The organism is Streptomyces sp. SLBN-118 (genome assembly GCF_006715635.1).
Classification (GTDB): Bacteria; Actinomycetota; Actinomycetes; order Streptomycetales; family Streptomycetaceae; genus Streptomyces.
This window is the reverse complement of the sequence record NZ_VFNP01000001.1, coordinates 3,784,075-3,806,783: the sequence shown is the minus strand read 5'-3', so window position 1 is coordinate 3,806,783 and position 22,709 is coordinate 3,784,075. Positions and strand designations below refer to the sequence as shown.

Sequence of the window (22,709 nt, the reverse complement as noted above, 5' to 3'; positions counted from 1 at the left end):
GACTTGTGCCACGGGCTCTACTGCAGCGGCTCCGCGTCCGGTGGCGGGCCTGAGCTGCCCGGCCCCGGGTCGAGATCCGTCTCCTCGAAGACCAGCAGCGTGCGCGTGGACAGGACTTCCGGGATGGACTGGAGCCTGGTCAGGACGAGTTCGCGCAGCGTGCGGTTGTCCGGGGTGTGCACCAGCAGAAGTACGTCGAAATCACCGCTGACCAGAGCGATGTGGGCCGCTCCGGGCAGCGCTTGCAGCTGCTCGCGCACCGTGCGCCAGGTGTTCTGCACGATCTTGAGCGTGATGTAGGCGGAGGCACCCTGACCTGCGCGCTCGTGGTTCACCCGGGCGCTGAAGCCCCGTATCACGCCGTCGTCGATGAGCCTGTTGATGCGCGCGTACGCGTTGGCGCGCGAGACATGCACACGCTCGGCCACGGAGCGTATCGAAGCGCGGCCGTCGGTCTGGAGGATCCGAAGGATGTCCCGGTCGATGGGGTCGAGGGGCCGTGCCGGAGGGGTCGGCTCCGTCCGGTCCCCGCCCTCGGCCATTTGTTCAGCTGCCATATCCCCCCGCCTTCTCAGCATGGACGACCTGTCTCCATCTCAGGCTGTGGAGAACCGTTTGTCCACAGGCTGAAGGTGCCTGTAGCCAAAATGCGTCCACGACCGAACAATCGGTAGGGAGGCGGGTCACACTGTCGTGCCGCTTCGTCGTCGCTCCCCTGAGGAGGTGCTCGCGTTGAGAAAGAGCAGCATGACGGTCCAGGAGCTGCCCGGTGCCGCTGCCGCCTACCGGCCCACACCGCCGCCGGCGTGGAAGCCCCGCACCGATCCTGCACCCCTGCTCCCGGACCCGGAGCCGTACCGCGTGCTCGGCACGGACGCCGCTGCCGGCGCGGACCCCGAGCTGCTTCTGCGGCTGTACGCGGAGCTGGTGCGCGGCCGCAGGTACAACGCGCAGGCGACCGCCCTGACCAAGCAGGGCAGGCTTGCCGTCTACCCGTCGAGCACCGGGCAGGAAGCGTGCGAGGTCGCGGCGGCGCTGGCGCTCGAGGAGCGGGACTGGCTCTTTCCCAGCTACCGCGACACCCTCGCGGCCGTGGCACGCGGGCTCGACCCCGTACAGGCACTGACACTGCTGCGCGGTGACTGGCACACCGGATATGACCCGCACGAGCACCGCATCGCGCCCCTGTGTACCCCGCTCGCCACCCAGCTGCCGCATGCGGTGGGACTGGCACACGCTGCCAGGCTCAAGGGCGACGACGTCGTCGCGCTCGCCCTGGTCGGCGACGGCGGCAGCAGCGAGGGCGACTTCCACGAGGCGCTGAACTTCGCGGCGGTGTGGCAGGCCCCGGTCGTCTTCCTCGTCCAGAACAACGGTTTCGCGATCTCGGTACCGCTGGCCAAGCAGACCGCGGCTCCCTCGCTCGCCCACAAGGCCGTGGGGTACGGCATGCCCGGCCGACTCGTCGACGGCAACGACGCGGCCGCGGTGCACGAGGTGCTCGCCGATGCCGTGGCCAGGGCCCGGCGCGGCGGCGGTCCGACGCTGATCGAAGCCGTGACGTACCGCATCGAGGCCCACACCAATGCCGACGACGCGACCCGCTATCGGGTCGAGAGTGAGGTCGAGGCCTGGCGTGCGCACGATCCGATCCGGCTGCTGGAGCGGGAGTTGACGGAGCGAGGACTGCTCGACGAGGACGGCATACGGGCGGCCGCCGACGCGGCCGAGACGATGGCCGCCCAGCTGCGCGACGGGATGAACGCCGACCCGGTGCTCGACCCCATGGACCTTTTCGCGCATGTCTACGCCGAGCAGACCAGCCAGCTGCGGGAGCAGGCGGCGCAACTGCGCGCCGAGCTCGACGCCGAGGGAGAAGCCAGATGACCACGGCAGCGGTGAAGCCGGCCTCGATGGCGCAGGCCCTCCAGCGGGCGATGCGGGACGCGATGGCCGAGGACCCGACCGTCCATGTGATGGGGGAGGACGTCGGCACGCTCGGCGGGGTCTTCCGGGTCACGGACGGGCTGGCCAAGGAGTTCGGCGAGGATCGCTGCACAGACACTCCGCTCGCGGAGGCGGGGATCCTCGGCACGGCTGTCGGCATGGCGATGTACGGGCTGCGACCGGTGGTCGAGATGCAGTTCGACGCCTTCGCCTATCCGGCGTTCGAGCAGCTGATCAGCCATGTGGCGCGGATGCGGAACCGCACCCGGGGCGGGATGCCGCTGCCGATCACCGTGCGTGTGCCGTACGGCGGCGGAATCGGCGGCGTCGAGCACCACAGCGACTCCTCCGAGGCGTACTACATGGCGACTCCGGGACTCCATGTCGTCACGCCCGCGACGGTCGACGATGCGTACGGGCTGCTGAGAGCAGCGATCGCCTCCGACGACCCGGTTGTCTTCCTGGAGCCCAAGCGCCTCTATTGGTCGAAGGCCGAGTGGTCGCCCGACGCGCCGTCCGCGGTGGAGCCGATAGGCCGCGCCGTGGTGCGGCGGCCCGGGCGGAGCGCCACGCTGATCACGTACGGGCCCTCCGTGCCGGTCTGCATGGAGGCCGCCGAAGCGGCCGCGGCGGAGGGCTGGGATTTGGAAGTCGTCGATCTGCGCTCCCTCGTGCCCTTCGACGACGAGACGGTCTGCGCGTCCGTGCGGCGCACGGGACGGGCGGTTGTCGTCCATGAGTCCACCGGTTTCGGCGGCCCTGGAGGGGAGATCGCCGCGCGGGTGACGGAGCGCTGCTTCCACCATCTGGAGGCTCCGGTGCTGCGGGTGGCCGGTTTCGACATCCCCTATCCGCCGCCGATGCTGGAGCGGCACCATCTGCCGGGAGTGGACCGGGTTCTGGACGCGGTGGCGCGGCTGCAGTGGGAGGCGGGGAGCTGATGGCTCAGGTGCTCGAATTCAAGCTCCCCGACCTCGGCGAGGGTCTGACCGAGGCGGAGATCGTGCGCTGGCTGGTGGACGTGGGCGATGTCGTCGCGATCGACCAGCCGGTCGTCGAGGTCGAGACTGCCAAGGCGATGGTGGAGGTGCCGTGTCCCTATGGGGGCGTGGTGACCGCGCGTTTCGGCGAGGAGGGTACCGAACTTCCCGTCGGGGCACCGCTGTTGACGGTTGCGGTGGGGGCGGCGGACCTGAGCGGGAACGGTGCCGACGGCTCCCTTGGCCAGTCCCGTACCGCTGAGGCCGCAGGCTCTTCCGAGGCCGCCGAAGAGTCGTCGGGCAATGTGCTCGTCGGCTACGGGACGGGTGCGCCCGCGGCCCGTCGCCGACGGATTCGGCCCGCTGGGCCCCTCGCGTCCGTTCCGGCGGCGCCCGCGCCCGTGTCCCGCCCGGCTCCTGCCGCGGCTCCGGCGCCCGAGCGGCGGCCGGTCGGCGCGGTGACGGTCGACGACGCGGCACAGAGCGGGCCCGTGCCCGTCATCTCCCCGCTCGTGCGTCGCCTTGCCCGTGAACACGGCGTCGATCTGCGCACGTTGACCGGTTCCGGGCCCGACGGCCTGATCCTGCGCGCCGACGTCGAGTCCGCGATGCGGGCCGTCGAGGCACCGGCCGCGCCCGCGCCCGTCGCAGGGGCACCGGTCTCCGCCGCGGCGCGCGGTGAGCGGGTACCGCTGCGCGGCGTACGCGGAGCCGTGGCCGACAAGCTGTCCCGCAGCCGGCGCGAGATACCGGACGCCACCTGCTGGGTCGACGCGGACGCGACCGAGCTGATGGCCGCGCGGGCCTCGATGAACGCGGCGGGCGGTCCGAAGATCTCGCTGCTGGCTCTGCTCTCCCGGATCTGTACGGCCGCGCTCGCCCGCCACCCGGAGCTCAACTCCATGGTGGACATGGAGGCCAGGGAGATCGTGCGGCTTCCCGAGGTGCATCTCGGCTTCGCGGCGCAGACCGAGCGTGGCCTGGTCGTTCCGGTCGTACGGGACGCCCACAGCCGCTCGGCCGAGTCGCTGAGCGCGGAGTTCGCGCGGCTGACGGAGGCGGCGCGGCAGGGAAAGCTGACTCCAGCCGATCTGACGGGCGGGACGTTCACACTCAACAATTACGGGGTGTTCGGTGTCGACGGCTCCACGCCGATCATCAATCACCCGGAGGCGGCGATGCTCGGGGTGGGGCGGATCGTGCCGAAGCCGTGGGTGCACCAGGGCGAGCTGGCCGTGCGCCAGGTCGTCCAGCTCTCGCTCACCTTCGATCACCGGGTCTGTGACGGTGGCACCGCGGGCGGCTTCCTGCGCTATGTCGCCGACTGCGTCGAGCACCCGTCGGTGCTGCTGCGCAGCCTGTAGCGACCGCCGTAGGCCGGCCCCGGTCACCAGCTGGGGATCAACAGAGATCACCCGGGGCTCCCGGCCCACACGATCGCGGCCCATACTTCAGGCATGACCGCCTATGACGCCATCGTGCTTGCCGGGGGTGCCGCCAAGCGGCTGGGCGGGGCCGACAAGCCCTCGGTGAGCGTGGGCGGGCGAGCCCTGCTCGACCGTGTACTCGGGGTGTGCCGTGACGCGGGGCGCACCGTTGTGGTCGGGGGACGCCGGGCCACGGCGCGCCCCGTGGTGTGGGCGCGCGAAGAGCCCCCGGGCGGCGGGCCGCTCGCCGCGCTCGACGCCGGGGTTCGGCAGGTCGAGGAAGGAGCCGTCCTGGTCCTCTCGGCCGATCTGCCGTTCCTGGGGCAGCGGACTGTACGCCGGCTGATCGGCACCCTTGGCACCAGCGGGCGCGAGGCTGCGCTGCTCTCCGATGCGGGCGGACGCGACCAGCCCCTCGTCGCCGCGTACCGCACCGAGCCGCTGCGCCGTGAACTCGCCCTTCTCGCCACCGAGTACGGCAGTCTGGCCGGGCTGCCACTGCGACTGCTGACACAGGAACTGGACCTTGCCCGGATCGACGCGGAGCCGCTCGCCTCCTTCGACTGCGACACCTGGGAGGACATCTCGGCCGCTCGGGCCCGCATCAGGGAGCATGGGAACGTGCTGGACGAATGGATCACCGCAGTCAAGGACGAACTCGGCATCGAACTCGACGTCGACACAGGCGCCCTGCTCGACCTCGCGCGGGATGCCGCGCACGGCGTCGCCCGCCCCGCCGCGCCGCTCACCACCTTCCTGGTGGGATACGCGGCGGCCCAGGCAGGCGGCGGCGGCCCGGAGGCGGTCGCCGAAGCGGCCCGCAAGGCGGCCGCGCTCGCCGCGCGCTGGGCGGAGGAGGCCGAACAGGAAGCCCCGGGACCCGGTCCCGCGAAGGCTTCCGGGCCTGCCGAGCCGAACGAGGGCGAAGCCGGATGAACGGTCGGGACCAGAAGGCCGAGTCCGACGGCGTCGAGGAAGCCCTTGCGCTCGTTGCCCACCGGACGCGGCACCCAGCCGCCCCGCGTTCGGCCTCCGACGCCTCACCAGCGCCGACGGGTGAGGCGGCCGCGGGCGGGCACCGCGTGACTCCGTGGCCCGACGCCCGGGCCCTCGCCGCGCGTATCGGGCGCGCCGCGCAGCCCCGTATCCGTCGGGTTGCCCTCGATCATGCCCTCGGTCACGTACTCGCCCAGCCGCTCACCGCGCTCTGCGATCTGCCGTCCTTCGACACCTCCGCCATGGACGGCTGGGCCGTCGCCGGCCCCGGGCCCTGGACCGTTCGCGGCGGCGGCTCGATTCTCGCCGGGCACGGCGAAGCCCCGCCGCTCCCAGACGGTGCCGCCGTACGGATCGCCACCGGCGCACGTATTCCTCCCGAGGCCACCGCGGTGATCCGCAGCGAGCACGCCCGTACCGATGCGGCCAAGGGCCAGCTGTACGCCGAGCGCGAGGTGGTCCAGGGACAGGACATCAGGCCGCGAGGGCAGGAATGCCGGTCCGGCGACCAACTCCTGCCCGCCGCCTCCCTGGTGACCCCTGCCGTGCTGGGGCTTGCCGCGGCCGCCGGTTACGACGAACTGGTCACCGCCCAGCGGCCGCGTGTTGAAGTGCTGGTACTCGGCGATGAATTGCTCAGCGCCGGACTCCCCCACGAAGGCCTCATCCGCGACGCGCTCGGACCGATGATCGGGCCCTGGCTCGCTGCGCTCGGCGTCGAGGTCGTCGCCACCCGGCGCCTCGGTGACGATGCCGAGGCCCTGCACCACGCTGTCATCACCTCCGACGCCGATCTCATCGTCACGACCGGGGGCACGGCCGCGGGCCCTGTCGACCATGTCCACCCGGTCCTGCGGAAGGCGGGCGCCGAGCTGCTGGTGGACGGGGTAGCCGTGCGGCCCGGCCATCCGATGCTGCTGGCCCGGCTAGCGCGGCACGTTGAGGGACCGTCCAGGCATCTGGTGGGGCTGCCCGGCAATCCTCTTGCCGCCGTCTCCGGGCTGCTGACCCTCGCGGAGCCGCTGTTGACCGGACTTGCGGGACGGCCGGCGCCCGTTCCGTATCGCGCCCCCGTACGCGACGACGTGCATGGGCACCCGTACGACACCCGTCTTGTGCCCTTCGCCCACCGCGCCGACCGGCTGGTGCCGCTGCACTACAACGGGCCCGCCATGCTGCGCGGAATCGCCGCCGCCGATGGTCTGGCGGTCGTGCCACCGGGCGGGGCGCGGGCCGGCGATGAGCTGGAGGTCCTCGACCTGCCGTGGACCTCCTGAGTTCCGTCGGCCGGCGGCGGAGGGCGTTTCACGTGAAACCTCCCAGCAGGTCGCCAAACGGCTGCTGATCACGATCGTGCGCACGGAGGACAGCGGTGGGGAGCTCGGCCCACGGCCTCCGCACTCAAAGGCCAGGTCGCGGAGTAGCCTCGCGCCCATGCATGCGATCACGATTCCCGAACCCGGTGGTCCCGAGGCGCTTGTCTGGGCAGAGGTGCCCGATCCCGTACCCGGCGAGGGCGAGGTCCTCGTCGACGTCGTGGCCAGCGCCGTCAACCGTGCGGATCTGCTGCAGCGGCAGGGCTTCTACGACCCGCCGCCCGGCTCGTCCCCGTATCCCGGCCTCGAATGCTCGGGGCGCATCGCCGCGCTGGGGCCCGGGGTATCGGGCTGGGCCGTGGGCGACGAGGTGTGCGCGCTGCTGGCCGGCGGCGGATACGCGGAGAAGGCCGCCGTGCCGATGGGGCAGTTGCTGCCGGTGCCGCAGGGGGTGGACCTGGTCACGGCGGCGGCGCTGCCCGAGGTGACGTCGACGGTCTGGTCCAACGTGTTCATGATCGCGCACCTGCGGCCGGGAGAGACGCTGCTGGTGCACGGCGGAGCGAGCGGGATCGGCACGATGGCGATCCAGCTCGCCAAGGCAGTGGGGGCGCGCGTCGCCGTGACCGCGGGCGGGCCCGAGAAGCTGGCCCGCTGCGCGGAACTGGGCGCGGACATCCTCATCGACTACCGCGAGCAGGACTTTGTGGAGGAGCTGCGGAAGGCGACGGAGGGGGCGGGGGCGGACGTCATCCTCGACATCGTCGGCGCGAAGTATCTGGACCGGAATGTGCGGGCGCTGGCCGTCAACGGCCGCCTTGCCGTGATCGGCCTGCAGGGCGGCGTCAAGGGCGAGCTGAACCTGGCGACTCTGCTGGGCAAGCGGGCGGCGGTGACGGCGACGACGCTGCGTGCCCGGCCGCTGGGCGAGAAGGCGTCGATCGTCGCGGCGGTACGGGAGCATGTCTGGCCGCTGATCGAGGCGGGCCGGGTGCGGGCCGTGGTGGACCGGAGGGTGGCGCTGGCGGACGCGGCGGAGGGACATCGGGTGCTGGAGTCCGGGGCGAATGTGGGGAAGGTGCTGTTGGTCTCGCCTGCGGGTGGGTGACGGGCGGAGGGGGTGCCCGGTGCCGCGGTCGCCTGCGGTGCGGGGGACGGGGTTGGCCGGTGCCACGAGGTGGCCCTCTGGTTGCCGCTCCGGGGTTGAGTCGGGACTGCATGACGTACGGCGCGTTTCTGTCGTGTGTGGGCTGCGGGCGTACGCGCGCCACACATCACGCATACGCGCGCCACACATCACGCTCTACGTCCCGACTCCACCCGCTGCGCGGCCCCCTTGCCGGGCAGCTGCAGCTGGTCGCCCCGCGCCGCGAAGCCGGCGCTCCGGGGGTGCGTGGCCGCGAAGCTCCCTCTCGCAAGCCACGGCAAAGACCGGCGGGCCGAGGTGCTTGCACCCCGGCCCGCCCGTCGTTGTGCCGCTCGAAGATTCGCGTTTCCGGTTACAGGTACGGGCCCGAGCGGATCGCGCCGTGCTGGCCGTCCTCGTCGTCCTCGTGGCTCACTCCCGGAGGGAGCGCTCGGCGCATCTGTTCCAGCTGGGCGCGGGCTGCCATCTGCTGGGCGAACAGCGCCGTCTGGATGCCGTGGAAGAGACCCTCCAGCCAGCCCACCAACTGGGCCTGCGCGATGCGCAGTTCGGCCTCCGAGGGGATTGCCTCGTCCGTGAAGGGGAGCGAGAGGCGTTCGAGTTCCTCGACCAGTTCGGGGGCGAGGCCGTCCTCCAGCTCCTTGACCGAGCTGGCGTGGATCTCCTTGAGCCGGACCCGGCTCGCCTCGTCCAGAGGTGCTGCTCTGACTTCCTCCAGCAGCTGTTTGATCATGCTGCCGATGCGCATGACCTTGGCAGGCTGCTCGACCATCTCCGTCACCGGGACCTCGCGCGACTCGTCGTCACTGTGACCGCCGCCGAGTGCCATTCCGTCCTGTCCCACGACAAGGACGTGGGGGCTCTCCTGCGACCGTTCATTCCTCGGCATCTCCATGCCGCCATTCTCTCGTACATGTGCGTCAGCACACGGTGTGCCCCCGTACGGGGGTGATCCACCCTCGTACGGGGACACAAAGCCGCTGGATATGGCCGGATGAGTCGGTCAGGTCGCCTCGCGGCGGGAGAGCGCACCGCGGGAGCGGGTCACCAGCGCCGCCAGGAGCGCCGCGCCGACGGGGACCACGACGAGCAGTGCGGCCAGGGTTTCCCAGGGCACGATGATCGGCACGTACGGCGCCGAGTCGACCGCGCGGTAGCCCTGGTCCAGCGCCTCCCGGTAGAACTTCATCTGCTCGCGCTTCTCGGTGAGCCGCAGCCCGACCGCCGGGAGAACACCCGCCGCCGAGCCGAGCAGCACCCCCATCGCGGCCACCACACCGCACTGGAACCCGCTGAGTGTCCTGCGCACCCGCGGCGGGGCGCCGACCGCGGCCAGAGTCTTCAGGTCGGCCTCCGCATCGGCCTGGGCCAGGCCCGTGGCGATACCCGCCGCGCCGATCGTGATGAGTCCGGCGAAGATGGTCAGCGACAGCAGAATGATGCTGTTCTCGCTGGTGTAGCCCTCCTCGACATGGAGTTCGACGTCCGATCCGGTCTTGTCGAGCTCGCCGTCCAGCCGCTGGCGCTGGGCACTGCTCGGCATCTTGTCCGTCGAGTAGTACGCCCCGAGCGGCACCGTGCTCAGACCCGCAGCCCTGGCCGCCGCGGGCGGGATGATCATGGGGACGCCGTACGACTTGGCGGTTCCGGCGACCTGGTACGCGGTGAACGACTTGATCTCGCCGGGCGCGTCCTTGCCCTTCGCTGCGGCCTCGTCGGCCTTCTTCGTGTCGGTGACCAGGCGGATGTTGATCTTGCCCTTGGTGTCGAGATTGCGCTTGTCGAACGAGACGATCTGCCCGTCCGCCAGCGCCTTCTCCGCCGCCGCGTCGTTGATCTCGAGCACCTTCAGCAGCTTCGCGTCAGCGACCACCACACCGGAGTCGAGGTATGCGAAGCCCCCGGAGTCCTTGCAGCGCCAGTCCTGGGCCAGCTTGCGGCGCTGCTCCTTGCTGAACTTCTCCGAGGGGTCCTCATCCGGATGAGCCGGGTCGCTCATCCACAGCGGGCACTGGTTTGCCTTGGGCACAATGACCTCGTAGCGGCCGCAGCCCTCCTTGCCGCTGTACATGGAGCAGGTGGACTTGCCGACCGAGATTCTGTCCACATCGGCCCGTACATCGATGGGCAGGAGCTTCTGGACGGTGGCGCGCACCGCCGGGACGTCCCGGCCACCGGCCTCGTCGAGCATCACGGAGACCGCGCCGTGCGGCAGATGTGCCGTGTAATCGGCCCTGCCCTGGGCGTCGTTGCTCGCGGTGTAGGTCGCCACGGCCACCGTCCCCGCGACAGCGGCCAGTACCGCGGCCACCGCGGGAGCCGTGCGGCCCCGGTTGCGTACCGCGTCACGCAGCGCGAGGCGCGGCGAGAGCGGCAGGATGCGTCCGGTCCGGCCGAACAGGCCCACCAGTGCGGGGGTCAGGGCGACCACGCCCAACTCGGCGACGGCGCTGCCTCCGGCGACGACGATGAACTGGTCCGTCATCATCGAGCCGTAGAGCGCGACTGCCGCGCCCAGCAGGACCGCGATCAGGCCGATCACCGGCAGCACCCTGTTGCTCCTGCGTACGCCACGACGGCCGGTGAGCGAGGCCAGCACCGACTGGCGGGACGAGGTGATCGCCGGGACGATCGCGGCCATCAGGCCGGTGAACACGGCGAGCAGCCCGATGCCGAGCAGTTCGAGCGGCCGCACGTCGAAGCTTCCGAAGCGCTTGCCCAAGTAGTCCTCGAGCACGGGCTGCAGCGCGAAGGTGAGCAGCAGACCGAGGACCGTGCCGACCACGGCAGCGACGAAGCCGATCACCAGACCGCCGGCGAGGACGATGGCGCGGATATGGCGGCGGTCTCCGCCGTTGGCGCCGACCAGACCGAGCTGGCGGCGCGAGCGGCGGGCGCCGACCGCGAAGGCGGGCCCTGCCAGCAGGCAGATCTCCAGCATGGCGAGGCCGACGACGGTGGTGGCCGCGGCCAGCGCGGCTGCCTTGGCGGCAGTGCTGTCCTCGAAGCTGCCCCAGCCCTCTTCCTGGTAGATCGGAACGTCCGCCCTGGCGGGCGGGTCGAGGGCCACGGCGCGCGAATTGACCGTCACACCCTTGGCGTTGGTCGCCTTGACCATGTTCCACGTGAAACCACCGGAGACACTCACCAGATGCGAGGTGGTGGCCTCGGTGCCCGGTAGCCCGGCCTTTTCGAGGGCCTTGTCGAGCGGTGCAAGAAGGGCGCCCGGCAGTGCGTTGACCTGGTCGGTCTTCAGCGCGTCTGGGAGTTCGTACGAGCCGACGATGGTGTACTCGCGGTCGAACCCGCGGGCCGTGAGCTTGGAGCCCACCGTCAGACCGCTGGACTCCAGGAAGTGCGTGGTCGCGGCGATTTCGTCGGATTTCTGCGGAAGGCGGCCCTGGTCGACGACCATGATGCCCCTGGCCATCGGGTCCGAGGCCTTCAGCTCACGGATCTCGGTGTTCAGCAGACCGTGCGTGGTACGCAGCTTGCCCGAACCCATCGAGTCCGTCAGGGACTTGGCACCTGCGGGCAGCACCTTGCCGATGTCCGCCTTGCCGTCGGGCCACGGCTTTCCGTCGAAGTCCCCGACCGGCGTGTAGCTGCTGCCGTCGGGCGTCTGCTTGAGGGGTAGGCCGCTCAGCCCGGGGTCGGACAGCCGGGCGTCGGCGGCGCCGAGCTTGCGCTCGAGGCTCTGCTCGGTCGACAACTCGGCGCTGCGCACAGTCAGATCCGCGGCGCTCACGCCGAGGATGGGGAGGGCGATCATCGCGAGGACGAGGAAGCTGCGTCCCTTGGAGCGCCAGGCGTCGCGGCGGGCGATACGTATCGCGGCCCGCCAGGAGTGGTACCAACTGTTCACAGTTCGGCCGCCTGGCCCGAGAGCAGCGAGTCGGCCTGGCTGCGGATGGTCTGGTCGACGACCGCGCCGTCACGCAGAAAGACCACGCGGTCCGCCCAGGCGGCGAAGCGCGGCTCGTGGGTGACGAGAATGCCGGCCGCTCCGCCGTCGCAGCGGGAGCGCAGCAGGGCGAGTACGGACTCGCCGGTCTCGGAGTCCAGGGCGCCGGTCGGCTCGTCGGCGAGGACGAGCCGCCGCTCGCCGACCAGGGCGCGGGCGATGGCCACGCGCTGCTGCTGGCCGCCCGACATCTCGTCGGGGAAGCGGTCGGCGAGATGGCCGAGATCCATCTCCTCCAGCGCGGCGACGGCCTCGGTGCGGGCCTTGCGTGCGGAGATGCCGTCCAGCTCGCGTGGCAGGGAGACGTTCTCGGCGGCGGTGAGGGCCGGTATGAGGTTGTAGTCCTGGAAGACATAGCCGATGCTGCGGCGGCGCAGGGCGGCGAGTGTCTTGCGGTGGGCGGTGGTGATGTCGGTGTTCTCGACGATCACCCGGCCCGAGGTGGGGGTGTCGAGGCCGCCCGCGATGGTGAGCAGCGTGGATTTGCCGGAGCCCGACGGGCCCATCACGGCGACGAGTTCACCCGGGAAGACGTCGAGGTTGATGCCGCGCAGGGCATGCACCTCGGTGGCGCCGCTGCCGTGGACGCGGGTCAGTTGCTGGAGTTGCAGTACGGGCTGTTGCGACTGTTGTGACTGCTGTGACATGCGGTCGGACATGAAGGGGTCCCCCTTGGACGGTCGGCTGACGAGCGAGCGGATGTGCGAAGAAGCGGCGAAGCGAAGAAGTGGAGAAGTGGAGAAGTGGAGAAGTGGAGAAGTGAAGAGGTGGAGCAGCGGAGAGGCTGAGTGCGCGCTAGGTCGGCGGCGTGGGCTGCCCCGGCGCCGATGTGGCGGACCGCCCCTGCCCCGACGACGATGCGGGCGCGGCCGGCGACCCGATCAGGGAAGCGGCCGTGGGGCGTTCGGCTCCCCGATCGGCCGTCGCGGAGAGCCTGATGAGACGCACCTCGCAGTGGTCGAGCCAGCGCGCCTCGGCCTCGGTCTGGAAGATCAGCTGCTCCAGCACGAGCAGCCATGCCACGTCGTCGCGCTCGGCCGAGCCTCCGCTCTCAATCGCGGCCAGTGCCTGCGCCTTGAGCCGGGTGTAGTCCTGCATCGCCTTCACGGTGTGGTGACGCTGGGACTGGATGACGGCGCGGATGTCCACGCCGGGCGCGCCCACGGCCATGGCGAGCTTGATGGCGAGTTCGTCGCGGGGCGGGCTGCTGCGGTCCACGGGCGTCGTGAACCAGTTCTTCAGCTCGGCGTGCCCGGCCCCGGTGATGACGTACAGAGCATGGCCGGCGTCGTCCTCGCCGCTCTGGGCGACCATGCCGTCGCGCTCCAGACGGCTGAGGGTCGTATAGACCTGGCCGACGTTGAGCGGCCAGGTGGCACCGGTGCGGGACTCGAACTCCGTACGGAGCTGGGAGCCGTAGCGAGGACCGTGCTCAAGGAGGGCGAGGAGCCCGTGGCGGATGGACATACTCAGTATGTATACCGAGTATGCCGCCGACGGCAACCCATCCAGGGGTGGAGCCTGTGCATCCGTCTCAAGGAGGACGGCTTGCTCAGCGACGCCGCAGCCGCAGCCCCAGGAAGCCGATTCCGAGCCCCATGAGAGCCATCCCGATCCCCAGGGACATCGGAGACATCTGCTGGGCGACGGGCTGGGGGAGGGCCTGAGGTGCCTGCTGACGTGCGGCGGCCGGTGCGCTGGGGACCGGCGCGGGCGTCGGAGAGGCCTCCGCCGCCTCCTGCTCGTCCGTCGCTGGTTCCTCGTCCTCCGCAGGAGGTGGTTTCCGCTCGCCCGGTCGCCTGTGGGACGGGGCGGCCGAAGCGGATCGTGACGAAGAATCCGAAGGGGAGGGTGACACCGACGGCGTACGGTCCGGCCGGTCCTCGCGATCCGCCGCCCCGGATTCGTCCCGCTCCCGGGACTCGCGAGTCCTGTGCTTGTCGGGAGCACGCCCCGGCCGCGGGCGCCCCTCACCGGCCGGACGGCCCGCGAAAGAAGCCAGGGCGGCAGGCGTGGCCGAGGGCCTGTGCTCGGGGGCCTCGGACTCCTCGGCGTACGCGATGGGCGTGGTCAGCAGCAGGAGCGAGGCGACAGTGATCGCAGAGTGTGCGCGGAGCCCTGGAGTCACCGGGTGACCCCCTCCCGTGCCGAGTCGCCGAGATATCGGACTCAGCGTCACATGCCATGGCATTTCCGGCATCCCGGGCGGGCGCACGAGGGAATCACGGGGAGTCACAAGAGACGCGGGGAGTCACAAGAAACCACGAGCCCACGACGAGAACGGCCCGGCATGCCAGATGCGTGCCGGGCCGTTCCCCTGAAGCGATGTGAAGCGATGTGAAACGAGGCCCTGTGCTGAAGGACCTAGCCGGCCTTGCCCGTGGAGATCTTGAGCTCGAACTCCTGGCTCTTCGGCACGACGGCCTCGCCCGAGCTCGGGTACTGCCCGATCACCGCGTCCTTGGGGTACTGAGGGTTGTCCTCCTCCGTCACCTTCCAGGTCCAGCCGGCCGCCCGCAGGCAGTCCTTCACCGAGAGGAGGTCCTTGTACAGAAGCTGAGGGGCCTGGACCTTCGACGGATCGTTGCCGTCCTCCGTGGCCTCCGAGCACTTGGTCGAATCGATCGTCCGGGTCCGGTCAGGCGCCAGAGCCCCGTCCGCATCCGCCGACACGCTCGGGTCTCCGCCGGCGTTGTCGCCGCCCGAGTCGTCCTTGTTCAGCACGATCGCCGTGATCAGGCCGCCGACCGCCAGCAGCGCCACCACGATCGCGCCCACGACGACCGGCATGTTCCGCTTGCCGCCGCCCGTGCCGCCCGGGACCGGGGGCTGCGGAGCGATGGAGTAAGGAGGCGGCGTCGAGACCGCCTGAGCGGGCGGCTGGTACGAAGGGACCGGGGCGGGCGTCTGGGGGTATCCGTACTGCGGCGCCGGAGCCGGTGTGGGTGCCGGAGTCGGCGGGCCGTACGGGCTGGGCTGGTACGGCGTCTGGACGCTCTGCGGCGCCGGTGTCGACTGGTCCAGCGGCGGGAAGACCGCCGAACCGACCCCTGCGCCGCTTGTCGTCGGAGCGCCGCCGATGATCACGGGCGCGCTCGCCTGCCCGGCGCTCGCCACCCGCGCGCACTCGTCGCGCATCGCGGCGGCGCTGGGGAAACGCTCGTTCGGGTTCTTCTTCAGTGCCCGTGCGACCAGCGCGTCCATCGCGGGAGTGACGGAGCGGTTGATGGTGGACGGAGCGACCGGCTCCTCCTGCACATGCGCGTACGCGATCGCCAGCGGAGAGTCCGCGTCGAACGGCAGCCGGCCGGTCAGCAGCTGGAACAGCATGATGCCGACGGAGTAGAGGTCGGACCGCGCGTCCACTCCGCGGCCCAGCGCCTGCTCGGGCGACAGATACTGCGGTGTACCGACCACCATGCCGGTCTGGGTCATCGAGGTGACGCCCGACTGCATGGCGCGCGCGATGCCGAAGTCCATGACCTTGACCACATTGCGCTTGGTCATCATCACGTTGCCGGGCTTGATGTCGCGGTGGACCAGGCCCATTTCGTGGCTGGTCTCCAGCGCGGCCAGCACATCGGCCGTCACCTTCAGCGCCTTGTCGGCCGGCATCGCGCCGTACTGCGCGATGTCCGCCTGAAGTACGGATCCGAGCGGCTGGCCCTCGACGTACTCCATGACGATGTACGGCATCAGCGAACCGTCGAGTTCGTCCTCGCCGGTGTCGAAGACCGAGACGATGTTGGTGTGCGACAGCTTCGCGACGGCCTGTGCCTCGCGCCGGAACCGCTCACGGAAGGACTGCTCGCGTCCGAGTTCGGTGTGCAGCGTCTTGATGGCGACCTGGCGGTCGAGCGCCGAGTCGTAGGCGAGATATACGGAAGCCATGCCGCCCTCGCCGAGCAGGTCGCGCAGCTGATAACGCCCGCCGGCGACCGAACCTCCCGCATAGCGGCCCTGTGCGCCGTCGTGGCTCATGTTGTGCTTCCCCCTCGGCGCGAGAGCCGCGATACCCGCGCTGCCCGCGATCCGCATTCCCGTGATCCCTATTTACGGGCCAAGTCTGCCCGAGGGCACAGACACGTCAAGCCAGGTGCCCGTTCCGTGACCGTACGCACAAGAAGAGTCTCGGAAGCGTTACAGGAACCCCATGGAATTTGCGCGGCCGCTGCCGAGCCGGGTTTGATGGCCGGTCTTCGAAACCGGCGCGTCCCGTGAAGGCTGTAGCGTGACGTGGCAGAGGACCCTGAGGACTACAGCGACCACCCGCACGCACAGTACACACTGTGCACGCGGACAGATACGACGGCGAGGACTGATGGCACCCGAACCCGAGGCAGGCGGCGGCGGAGTGCCGGATGCGGCGGACAACTGGGGCGTCGGCGGACTGGTCGGCGACGGCCGCTACCGCCTGACGCACCCGCTCGGACGCGGCGGCATGGCCGAGGTGTTCGCGGCGGAGGACGTACGGCTCGGCCGCACGGTCGCCGTCAAGCTGCTCCGTGCCGATCTCGCCGAGGACCCGGTCTCCAAGGCCCGCTTCACGCGTGAGGCGCAGTCAGTCGCCGGCCTCAACCACCATGCGGTGGTGGCCGTTTACGACTCCGGCGAGGACGTGGTCGGCAAACAGACCGTCCCGTACATCGTGATGGAGCTCGTCGAAGGGCGCACCATCCGCGACCTCCTGGTCAACGCGGAGGCCCCGCCGCCAGAGCAGGCGCTGATCATCGTCTCCGGTGTGCTGGAGGCGCTCGCCTACTCCCACCAGCACGGCATCGTGCACCGCGACATCAAGCCCGCGAACGTCATCATCACCAACTCCGGTGCGGTGAAGGTGATGGACTTTGGTATCGCGCGCGCTCTGCACGGCGCGCAGTCGACGATGACCCAGACCGGCATGGTCATGGGCACGCCGCAGTACCTGTCCCCCGAGCAGGCGCTGGGCAAGGCCGTCGACCACCGGTCCGACCTGTACGCGACGGGCTGTCTGCTCTACGAACTCCTCGCGCTGCGGCCCCCGTTCACCGGTGAGACGCCGCTGTCGGTGGTCTACCAGCACGTCCAGGACATTCCGCTGCCCCCGTCCGAGGTCTCGGACGTGGTGCCGCCGGAGCTCGACGGACTGGTGATGCGCTCGCTCGCGAAGGACCCGGACGACCGGTTCCAGAGCGCCGAGGAGATGCGCGGTCTGGTGCAGTACGCACTGCAGATGCTTCAGCAACAGGGCAGCCACAGCGGTACCTGGAACACCGGGCCGGTCGACCTGCACGACGCCCGGTTCACGCCTGCGATGGGGACGACCGCGCCGACCGCGGTGCACCACCCGGTGCACGGCGAGACCTCGCAGAGTCCGATCCTGCCTCCGATGAACCCGAACGACGGGGGCTTCGACGGCGGTCACCGGGACGGCCGCGGCGGACAGCGCGGCGGCCGGGGCAAGATGTGGCTGCTCGCGGCGCTCGCCGTGCTGGCGATCGCCGGTGGAGTCGCGTTCGCGCTGGACAAGGCGAACGAGGGCGGCACGGACCACAAGCCCAGCACGACGGTCTCCCAGACCCCGTCGACGGCAGACACCACGCCGACGCCGACGGAGGAGGACCCCTCGCAGAGCGAGGACCCGGACCCGACGGAGGACGAGCAGCAGCCGTCGTACACGCCCTCGTACACGCCGTCGTACACGCCCAGCGATCCGCAGACGCCTACGGATGATCCGACGACGCAGGATCCGACGGACCAGCCGACGGAGCCGACGGACCAGCCGACGACGGCGGATCCGACGCAGCCGACGGGCGATCCGACCGGCGACCCGACGGGGAATCCGGGCGACCCGGGCACCGGCTGAGTTCGCCGGGTCTCAGCCCGCGAAGGCATCCCGCACCGCCTCGTACTCCCTTGTCCACCACACCGCCAGGGCCGACGCCGCAGGAAACTGCGGGTCGGCCCTTCGGTCGTGCAGCTGGTAGCGCCAGCGCAGTATCCAGAAGTCGTTGAGCCGCTCCCACCACACCCGGTGCACCGCCGCGGCCAGTTCCGCCGAGTCCGCGCCGGCCGCGCGGCGGTAGGCGCGCGCGTATGCCCGTACCTTGCCCAGCTCCAGCTCGCCGGCGGGCTGTACGAAGAAGATCGCCGCCGCCCGCACGGCCTCCTCCGCGCGCGGGTGCACCCCCAGCCGGTCCCAGTCGACGATCGCGGCCGGTTCCGCGCCCCGGTAGAGCAGATTCAGCGGGTGGAAGTCGCCGTGCACCCAGCAGCCCGGGGAGGCGGGGGGCGGCCTGCGGTCGGCATGGCGTTCCAGGAGCGCGCGCCGTTCGAGGAGCCGGTGCTCGGCCAGATTGTCGAAGGCGTCGCGGGGGCGGGCGTCGCGCGCGAGAGCCAGCAGTTCGTCGATGAGGGCGAAGGTCTCCTCGGGATCGGCGCTCTCGTGCCGACCCCGGTGGGCGTCCACCTCCATCACCCGCTCCAGGCAGGTGTGGACGCGGCCGAGGAGGGAGCCGAGCCGCCGGGACTGGAGTGTCGTCAGCTGCGCGCCGTCGCGGTGCCGCCCCTCGATCCAGGGGTGCAGGGCGTAGCAACGCCCGCCGATCACCGCGACCGTGTCGCCGCGCGCGTCCTCGACGGGCGGGGCGACCGGCACACCGAGCGCCTGGAGCCGCTGGGTGGCCCGGTGCTGGCGCGCGATGGCCTCACGGTCTCCGTCGAGATGGTGCTTGAGGAAGTACGCGCCACGGGTGGTGGCGAGCCGGTAGCCGCGGTTGAGGAGCCCCTGGGTGACGGGTTCGCAGGAGAGCGGTTCCCCCGGGTTCTCGTAGCGGCGCAGTAGCGCACCGACGGGTGGGACAGTTGCAGATGAGCGCGGCACTCGCCAGATGTTAGATCACGCAGCGTGTCCGGCGGGATGCTCTTCGGGATAATCCAGTTCCTGTTCGGTGACGAACTGCGGTTCGACGCGAATGAACCCGAACGGGTGACCCCGGCCGGACGGCGTCAGTGGTGTCGGCGCTCCGCCGGTTCAAACATATTGACTCTTCCCGTGCCCGGGGTGCCCGGGATAACGTGCCGGTGTTCCGGCGGCCTGCAAGGCTGTGACCAGTGGTTGTTCCCGCATTTCTCGATTTACTTGGAAATCCAAGCAAAATCGCAGGTCAAGTGGGGTTTCGCACGAGTGCGCCCCACTGGGTAACGTGCCTTTGGCAGGCGCTCGCCGGGGCACCTGTCACGCCTGATTCCCGGCCGAGCGGCACCCACCCCGTGCACGGGTACGGAAATAGGCGAGCCGCACTGGCCACACCGGCAACCCCGGGGGCCGGACCGACGGAGGAGCACGCACGTGACCGTGGAGAGCACTGCCGCGCGCAAACCGCGACGCAGCAGCAAGCGCGTGAGCGCCGCGAAGAAGCCGCAGAGTTCTGAGCCCCAGCTCGTACAGCTGCTGACGCCCGAGGGTGAGCGCGTCGAGCACCCGGACTACGAGATCGACCTGACCCCGGACGAGCTGCGCGGACTGTACCGGGACATGGTCCTGACGCGCCGCTTCGACGCCGAGGCCACCGCTCTTCAGCGGCAGGGCGAGCTCGGGCTGTGGGCGTCGCTGCTGGGCCAGGAGGCCGCACAGATCGGCTCCGGCCGGGCGCTGCGCGACGACGACTATGTCTTCCCGACCTACCGCGAGCACGGCGTCGCCTGGTGCCGCGGGGTCGACCCGACCAATCTCCTGGGCATGTTCCGCGGTGTGAACCACGGCGGCTGGGACCCCACCACCAACAACTTCCACCTGTACACGATCGTCATCGGCTCGCAGACGCTGCACGCCACCGGCTACGCGATGGGCGTGGCCAAGGACGGCGCCGACTCCGCCGTGATCGCGTACTTCGGTGACGGCGCTTCCAGCCAGGGCGATGTCGCGGAATCGTTCACCTTCTCCGCGGTCTACAACGCCCCGGTCGTCTTCTTCTGTCAGAACAACCAGTGGGCGATCTCCGAGCCGACCGAGAAGCAGACCCGTGTGCCGCTCTACCAGCGCGCGCAGGGCTTCGGCTTCCCCGGCGTCCGCGTCGACGGCAACGACGTACTCGCCTGCCTGGCGGTGACCCGCTCGGCGCTGGAGCGTGCCCGCCGCGGCGAGGGGCCGACCCTCGTCGAGGCCTTCACGTACCGGATGGGTGCGCACACCACCTCGGACGACCCCACGAAGTACCGGCACGACGACGAGCGCCAGGCGTGGGAGGCCAAGGACCCGATCCTGCGGCTGCGTACGTATCTCGAGAACGAGGGCCTCGCCGACGAGGCGTTCTTCACCGCGCTGGACGAGGAGAGCGACTCGCTCGCCAAGCGCGTGCGTGAGGCGGTGCGGGCCATGCCCGACCCGGACCACATGGCGATCTTCGAGAATGTCTACGCCGACGGACACGCGCTGGTCGACGAGGAGCGCGCGCAGTTCGCCGCGTACCAGGCGTCCTTCGCCGAGGAGGGCAAGTAATCATGGCTGTACAGAAGCTTCCCCTCGCCAAGGCGCTCAACGAGTCGCTGCGCAAGGCACTCGAGACCGACCCCAAGGTCCTGATCATGGGTGAGGACGTCGGCAAGCTCGGCGGCGTCTTCCGGGTGACCGACGGACTGCAGAAGGACTTCGGCGAGGACCGGGTCATCGACACCCCGCTCGCCGAGTCCGGCATCGTCGGTACGGCGATCGGTCTCGCGCTGCGCGGCTACCGGCCCGTCGTGGAGATCCAGTTCGACGGCTTCGTCTTCCCCGCGTACGACCAGATCGTCACGCAGCTCGCGAAGATGCACGCCCGCGCGCTCGGCAAGATCAAGCTGCCGGTCGTCATCCGCATCCCCTACGGCGGCGGCATCGGCGCGGTCGAGCACCACAGCGAGTCCCCCGAGGCCCTGTTCGCGCATGTCGCGGGTCTCAAGGTCATCTCGCCGTCCAACTCATCGGACGCGTACTGGATGCTCCAGCAGGCGATCCAGAGCGACGACCCGGTCATCTTCTTCGAGCCGAAGCGGCGCTACTGGGACAAGAGCGAGGTCGACACCGAGGCCATCCCGGGCCCGCTGCACAAGGCCCGTGTCGCCAGGGCGGGCTCGGATCTCACGCTCGCGGCATACGGCCCGATGGTGAAGGTCTGCGTCGAGGCGGCGGCCGCGGCCGCAGACGAGGGCAAGTCGGTCGAGGTCATCGACCTGCGCTCGATGTCCCCGATCGACTTCGACACCATCCAGACCTCCGTGGAGAAGACGGGCCGGCTCGTTGTCGTCCACGAGGCCCCGGTCTTCTACGGCTCCGGCGCGGAGATCGCCGCTCGCATCACGGAGCGGTGCTTCTACCACCTGGAGGCCCCGGTGCTGAGGGTCGGCGGCTTCCACGCCCCCTACCCGCCGGCCCGGCTCGAGGAGGAGTACCTCCCGGGACTCGACCGGGTGCTGGACGCCGTCGACCGCTCGCTCGCGTACTGAGGAGTGCCGTGACCATGACTCAAGACACTTCGCTCCGCTTCCGTGAGTTCAAGATGCCCGACGTGGGCGAGGGACTCACCGAGGCCGAGATCCTCAAGTGGTACGTCCAGCCCGGAGACACGGTGACGGACGGCCAGGTCGTCTGCGAGGTCGAGACGGCCAAGGCGGCCGTCGAGCTGCCGATCCCCTACGACGGCGTGGTGCACGAGCTGCGCTTCGAGGAGGGCACGACCGTCGACGTCGGCACCTCGATCATCACGATCGACGTGGCGCCGGGCAGCGGTGACGCCCCCGCCGCACCCGCCGCCGAGGTGCCCGCCGCCCAGGCTCCCGTCGCCGAGCCGCCTGCCGCCGAGGAGGCCGAGCCGAAGGGCCGCACGCCCGTCCTCGTCGGCTACGGCGTCGCCGAGACCTCCACCAAGCGCCGCGCCCGCAAGGGCACGTCCCCCGTCCCGGAGCAGGCCGCGGCAGCCGCCGCGATCCAGAGCGAGATGAACGGCCACGGCGTCGCCCCCGGCGCCGCCCGCCCGCTCGCCAAGCCCCCGGTCCGCAAGCTGGCCAAGGACCTGGGCATCGATCTGGCGACGGTCACCCCGACCGGGCCGGACGGAGTCATCACCCGCGAGGACGTCCACGCGGCGGCCGCACCGGCTCCGGCGCCCGCGCCGGTCCTGGCCGAGCCCGCCGTCGCCGCGCAGCCCGCCCCCGAGCCTGTCGCGGCGGGCGCCCGGGAGACCCGTATCCCCATCAAGGGAGTACGCAAGGCCACCGCGGCGGCGATGGTCGGCAGCGCCTTCACCGCGCCGCATGTCACGGAGTTCATCACGCTCGACGTGACACGGACGGTGAAGCTCGTCGACGAGCTGAAGGCCGACAAGAACATGGCGGGGCTGCGGGTCAACCCGCTGCTGCTGATCGCCAAGGCGCTTCTGGTCGCGATCAAGCGCAACCCCGGCGTCAACGCCGCCTGGGACGAGGCCGCCCAGGAGATCGTGCAGAAGCACTACGTCAACCTGGGCATCGCCGCGGCCACGCCGCGCGGTCTGATCGTGCCGAACATCAAGGACGCGCACGACAAGACCCTGCCCGAACTGGCGCAGGCGCTCGGCGAGCTGGTCTCCACGGCCCGCGAGGGCAAGACCACTCCCGCGGCCATGCAGGGCGGGACGGTCACGATCACCAACGTCGGCGTGTTCGGCGTCGACACCGGTACGCCGATCCTGAATTCGGGCGAGTCCGCGATCCTCGCGGTCGGCGCGATCAAGCTCCAGCCCTGGGTCCACAAGGGCAAGGTCAAGCCGAGGCAGGTCACCACGCTCGCGCTCTCCTTCGACCACCGGCTGGTCGACGGGGAACTGGGCTCCAAGGTGCTCGCGGACGTCGCGGCGATCCTGGAGCAGCCCAAGCGGCTGATCACCTGGGCCTGACCGCCTGACCGCCTGACCGCCTGACGGCCCGACGGCCCGGAAC

Annotated in this window: 17 protein-coding genes; 10 read left to right on the top strand and 7 right to left on the bottom strand. The window is 70.6% G+C overall.

What is annotated here, in order from left to right; translation table 11 throughout:
• Positions 1–17: 17 nt before the first annotated feature.
• Positions 18–542: an Lrp/AsnC family transcriptional regulator gene (locus tag FBY35_RS17395; protein WP_142215122.1), complete on the bottom strand. Its 525-nt coding sequence runs from the start codon at positions 540–542 to the stop codon at positions 18–20.
• Positions 543–747: 205 nt separating this feature from the next.
• On the opposite strand from FBY35_RS17395, the gene pdhA (FBY35_RS17390) reads away from it, so the two are divergent.
• The 6 genes from pdhA (FBY35_RS17390) to FBY35_RS17365 all read left to right on the top strand — a co-directional run bounded on the left by pdhA (FBY35_RS17390) (position 748) and on the right by FBY35_RS17365 (position 7,774).
• Entirely contained in the window at positions 748–1,887 is a 1,140-nt protein-coding gene (gene pdhA, locus FBY35_RS17390) for a pyruvate dehydrogenase (acetyl-transferring) E1 component subunit alpha (RefSeq protein WP_142215121.1), read from the top strand.
• A complete protein-coding gene (locus FBY35_RS17385; protein WP_142214675.1) occupies positions 1,884–2,888 on the top strand; it encodes an alpha-ketoacid dehydrogenase subunit beta in 1,005 nt (334 codons plus the stop codon). The genes pdhA (FBY35_RS17390) and FBY35_RS17385 overlap by 4 nt, the downstream gene beginning before the upstream one ends.
• The gene (locus FBY35_RS17380) at positions 2,888–4,291 is read left to right on the top strand and encodes a dihydrolipoamide acetyltransferase family protein (RefSeq protein ID WP_142214674.1); all 1,404 of its coding nucleotides are present in this window, start codon (positions 2,888–2,890) and stop codon (positions 4,289–4,291) included. The genes FBY35_RS17385 and FBY35_RS17380 overlap by 1 nt, the downstream gene beginning before the upstream one ends.
• A 93-nt stretch (positions 4,292–4,384) precedes the next feature.
• Complete coding sequence (locus tag FBY35_RS17375; RefSeq protein ID WP_142214673.1) at positions 4,385–5,290, top strand: NTP transferase domain-containing protein; 906 nt, start codon at positions 4,385–4,387, stop codon at positions 5,288–5,290.
• The gene (locus tag FBY35_RS17370; RefSeq protein WP_142214672.1) at positions 5,287–6,627 is read left to right on the top strand and encodes a molybdopterin molybdotransferase MoeA; all 1,341 of its coding nucleotides are present in this window, start codon (positions 5,287–5,289) and stop codon (positions 6,625–6,627) included. Before FBY35_RS17375 ends, FBY35_RS17370 begins: the two co-directional genes overlap by 4 nt.
• Positions 6,628–6,784: 157 nt before the next feature.
• Positions 6,785–7,774 carry an NAD(P)H-quinone oxidoreductase gene (locus tag FBY35_RS17365; RefSeq protein ID WP_142214671.1) on the top strand — a complete coding sequence of 330 codons (990 nt, stop codon included), beginning with the start codon at positions 6,785–6,787 and terminating at the stop codon, positions 7,772–7,774.
• 391 nt (positions 7,775–8,165) lie between these two features.
• Here the strand turns inward: FBY35_RS17365 and FBY35_RS17360 are convergent, their stop codons facing one another.
• The 5 genes from FBY35_RS17360 to FBY35_RS17335 all read right to left on the bottom strand — a co-directional run bounded on the left by FBY35_RS17360 (position 8,166) and on the right by FBY35_RS17335 (position 15,758).
• Positions 8,166–8,708, bottom strand: coding sequence for a bacterial proteasome activator family protein (locus FBY35_RS17360; protein WP_142214670.1), 543 nt, complete (start codon positions 8,706–8,708; stop codon positions 8,166–8,168).
• Between the two features lie 108 nt (positions 8,709–8,816).
• The gene (locus FBY35_RS17355; protein ID WP_142214669.1) at positions 8,817–11,678 is read right to left on the bottom strand and encodes an ABC transporter permease; all 2,862 of its coding nucleotides are present in this window, start codon (positions 11,676–11,678) and stop codon (positions 8,817–8,819) included.
• Complete coding sequence (locus FBY35_RS17350; protein WP_260848642.1) at positions 11,675–12,436, bottom strand: ABC transporter ATP-binding protein; 762 nt, start codon at positions 12,434–12,436, stop codon at positions 11,675–11,677. The genes FBY35_RS17355 and FBY35_RS17350 overlap by 4 nt, the downstream gene beginning before the upstream one ends.
• Before the next feature lie 136 nt (positions 12,437–12,572).
• On the bottom strand, positions 12,573–13,244 hold the full coding sequence (locus FBY35_RS17345) for a PadR family transcriptional regulator (protein ID WP_142214668.1): 672 nt from the start codon (positions 13,242–13,244) through the stop codon (positions 12,573–12,575).
• A gap of 897 nt (positions 13,245–14,141) precedes the next feature.
• Positions 14,142–15,758, bottom strand: a complete 1,617-nt coding sequence (locus FBY35_RS17335; protein WP_142214666.1) for a protein kinase domain-containing protein — start codon at positions 15,756–15,758, stop codon at positions 14,142–14,144.
• Positions 15,759–16,098: 340 nt separating this feature from the next.
• Here FBY35_RS17335 and FBY35_RS17330 point away from each other — a divergent pair, with 340 nt between their 5' ends.
• Positions 16,099–17,622: a protein kinase domain-containing protein gene (locus FBY35_RS17330; protein WP_142214665.1), complete on the top strand. Its 1,524-nt coding sequence runs from the start codon at positions 16,099–16,101 to the stop codon at positions 17,620–17,622.
• 12 nt (positions 17,623–17,634) lie between these two features.
• Here FBY35_RS17330 and FBY35_RS17325 read toward each other — a convergent pair whose 3' ends face one another.
• On the bottom strand, positions 17,635–18,639 hold the full coding sequence (locus FBY35_RS17325) for a phosphotransferase (protein ID WP_142214664.1): 1,005 nt from the start codon (positions 18,637–18,639) through the stop codon (positions 17,635–17,637).
• Between the two features lie 468 nt (positions 18,640–19,107).
• Here FBY35_RS17325 and pdhA (FBY35_RS17320) point away from each other — a divergent pair, with 468 nt between their 5' ends.
• Genes pdhA (FBY35_RS17320) through FBY35_RS17310 form a run of 3 tightly spaced genes read left to right on the top strand, consistent with a single transcriptional unit; the run spans position 19,108 to position 22,666 of the window.
• Entirely contained in the window at positions 19,108–20,256 is a 1,149-nt protein-coding gene (gene pdhA, locus FBY35_RS17320; protein WP_142214663.1) for a pyruvate dehydrogenase (acetyl-transferring) E1 component subunit alpha, read from the top strand.
• Positions 20,257–20,258: 2 nt separating this feature from the next.
• Positions 20,259–21,239: an alpha-ketoacid dehydrogenase subunit beta gene (locus tag FBY35_RS17315; protein WP_142214662.1), complete on the top strand. Its 981-nt coding sequence runs from the start codon at positions 20,259–20,261 to the stop codon at positions 21,237–21,239.
• 14 nt (positions 21,240–21,253) lie between these two features.
• Entirely contained in the window at positions 21,254–22,666 is a 1,413-nt protein-coding gene (locus FBY35_RS17310; RefSeq protein WP_142214661.1) for a dihydrolipoamide acetyltransferase family protein, read from the top strand.
• Positions 22,667–22,709: the final 43 nt, after the last annotated feature.

Coding starts and splice junctions, on each gene's coding strand:
- FBY35_RS17330 (WP_142214665.1), top strand. CDS start 16,099: ATGGCACCCGAACCCGAGGCAGGCGGCGGCGGAGTGCCGGATGCGGCG.
- FBY35_RS17360 (WP_142214670.1), bottom strand. CDS start 8,708: ATGGAGATGCCGAGGAATGAACGGTCGCAGGAGAGCCCCCACGTCCTT.
- FBY35_RS17370 (WP_142214672.1), top strand. CDS start 5,287: ATGAACGGTCGGGACCAGAAGGCCGAGTCCGACGGCGTCGAGGAAGCC.
- FBY35_RS17335 (WP_142214666.1), bottom strand. CDS start 15,758: ATGAGCCACGACGGCGCACAGGGCCGCTATGCGGGAGGTTCGGTCGCC.
- FBY35_RS17315 (WP_142214662.1), top strand. CDS start 20,259: ATGGCTGTACAGAAGCTTCCCCTCGCCAAGGCGCTCAACGAGTCGCTG.
- FBY35_RS17365 (WP_142214671.1), top strand. CDS start 6,785: ATGCATGCGATCACGATTCCCGAACCCGGTGGTCCCGAGGCGCTTGTC.
- FBY35_RS17345 (WP_142214668.1), bottom strand. CDS start 13,244: ATGTCCATCCGCCACGGGCTCCTCGCCCTCCTTGAGCACGGTCCTCGC.
- FBY35_RS17350 (WP_260848642.1), bottom strand. CDS start 12,436: ATGTCCGACCGCATGTCACAGCAGTCACAACAGTCGCAACAGCCCGTA.
- FBY35_RS17310 (WP_142214661.1), top strand. CDS start 21,254: ATGACTCAAGACACTTCGCTCCGCTTCCGTGAGTTCAAGATGCCCGAC.
- FBY35_RS17380 (WP_142214674.1), top strand. CDS start 2,888: ATGGCTCAGGTGCTCGAATTCAAGCTCCCCGACCTCGGCGAGGGTCTG.
- FBY35_RS17375 (WP_142214673.1), top strand. CDS start 4,385: ATGACCGCCTATGACGCCATCGTGCTTGCCGGGGGTGCCGCCAAGCGG.
- FBY35_RS17395 (WP_142215122.1), bottom strand. CDS start 542: ATGGCCGAGGGCGGGGACCGGACGGAGCCGACCCCTCCGGCACGGCCC.
- FBY35_RS17385 (WP_142214675.1), top strand. CDS start 1,884: ATGACCACGGCAGCGGTGAAGCCGGCCTCGATGGCGCAGGCCCTCCAG.
- pdhA (WP_142215121.1), top strand. CDS start 748: ATGACGGTCCAGGAGCTGCCCGGTGCCGCTGCCGCCTACCGGCCCACA.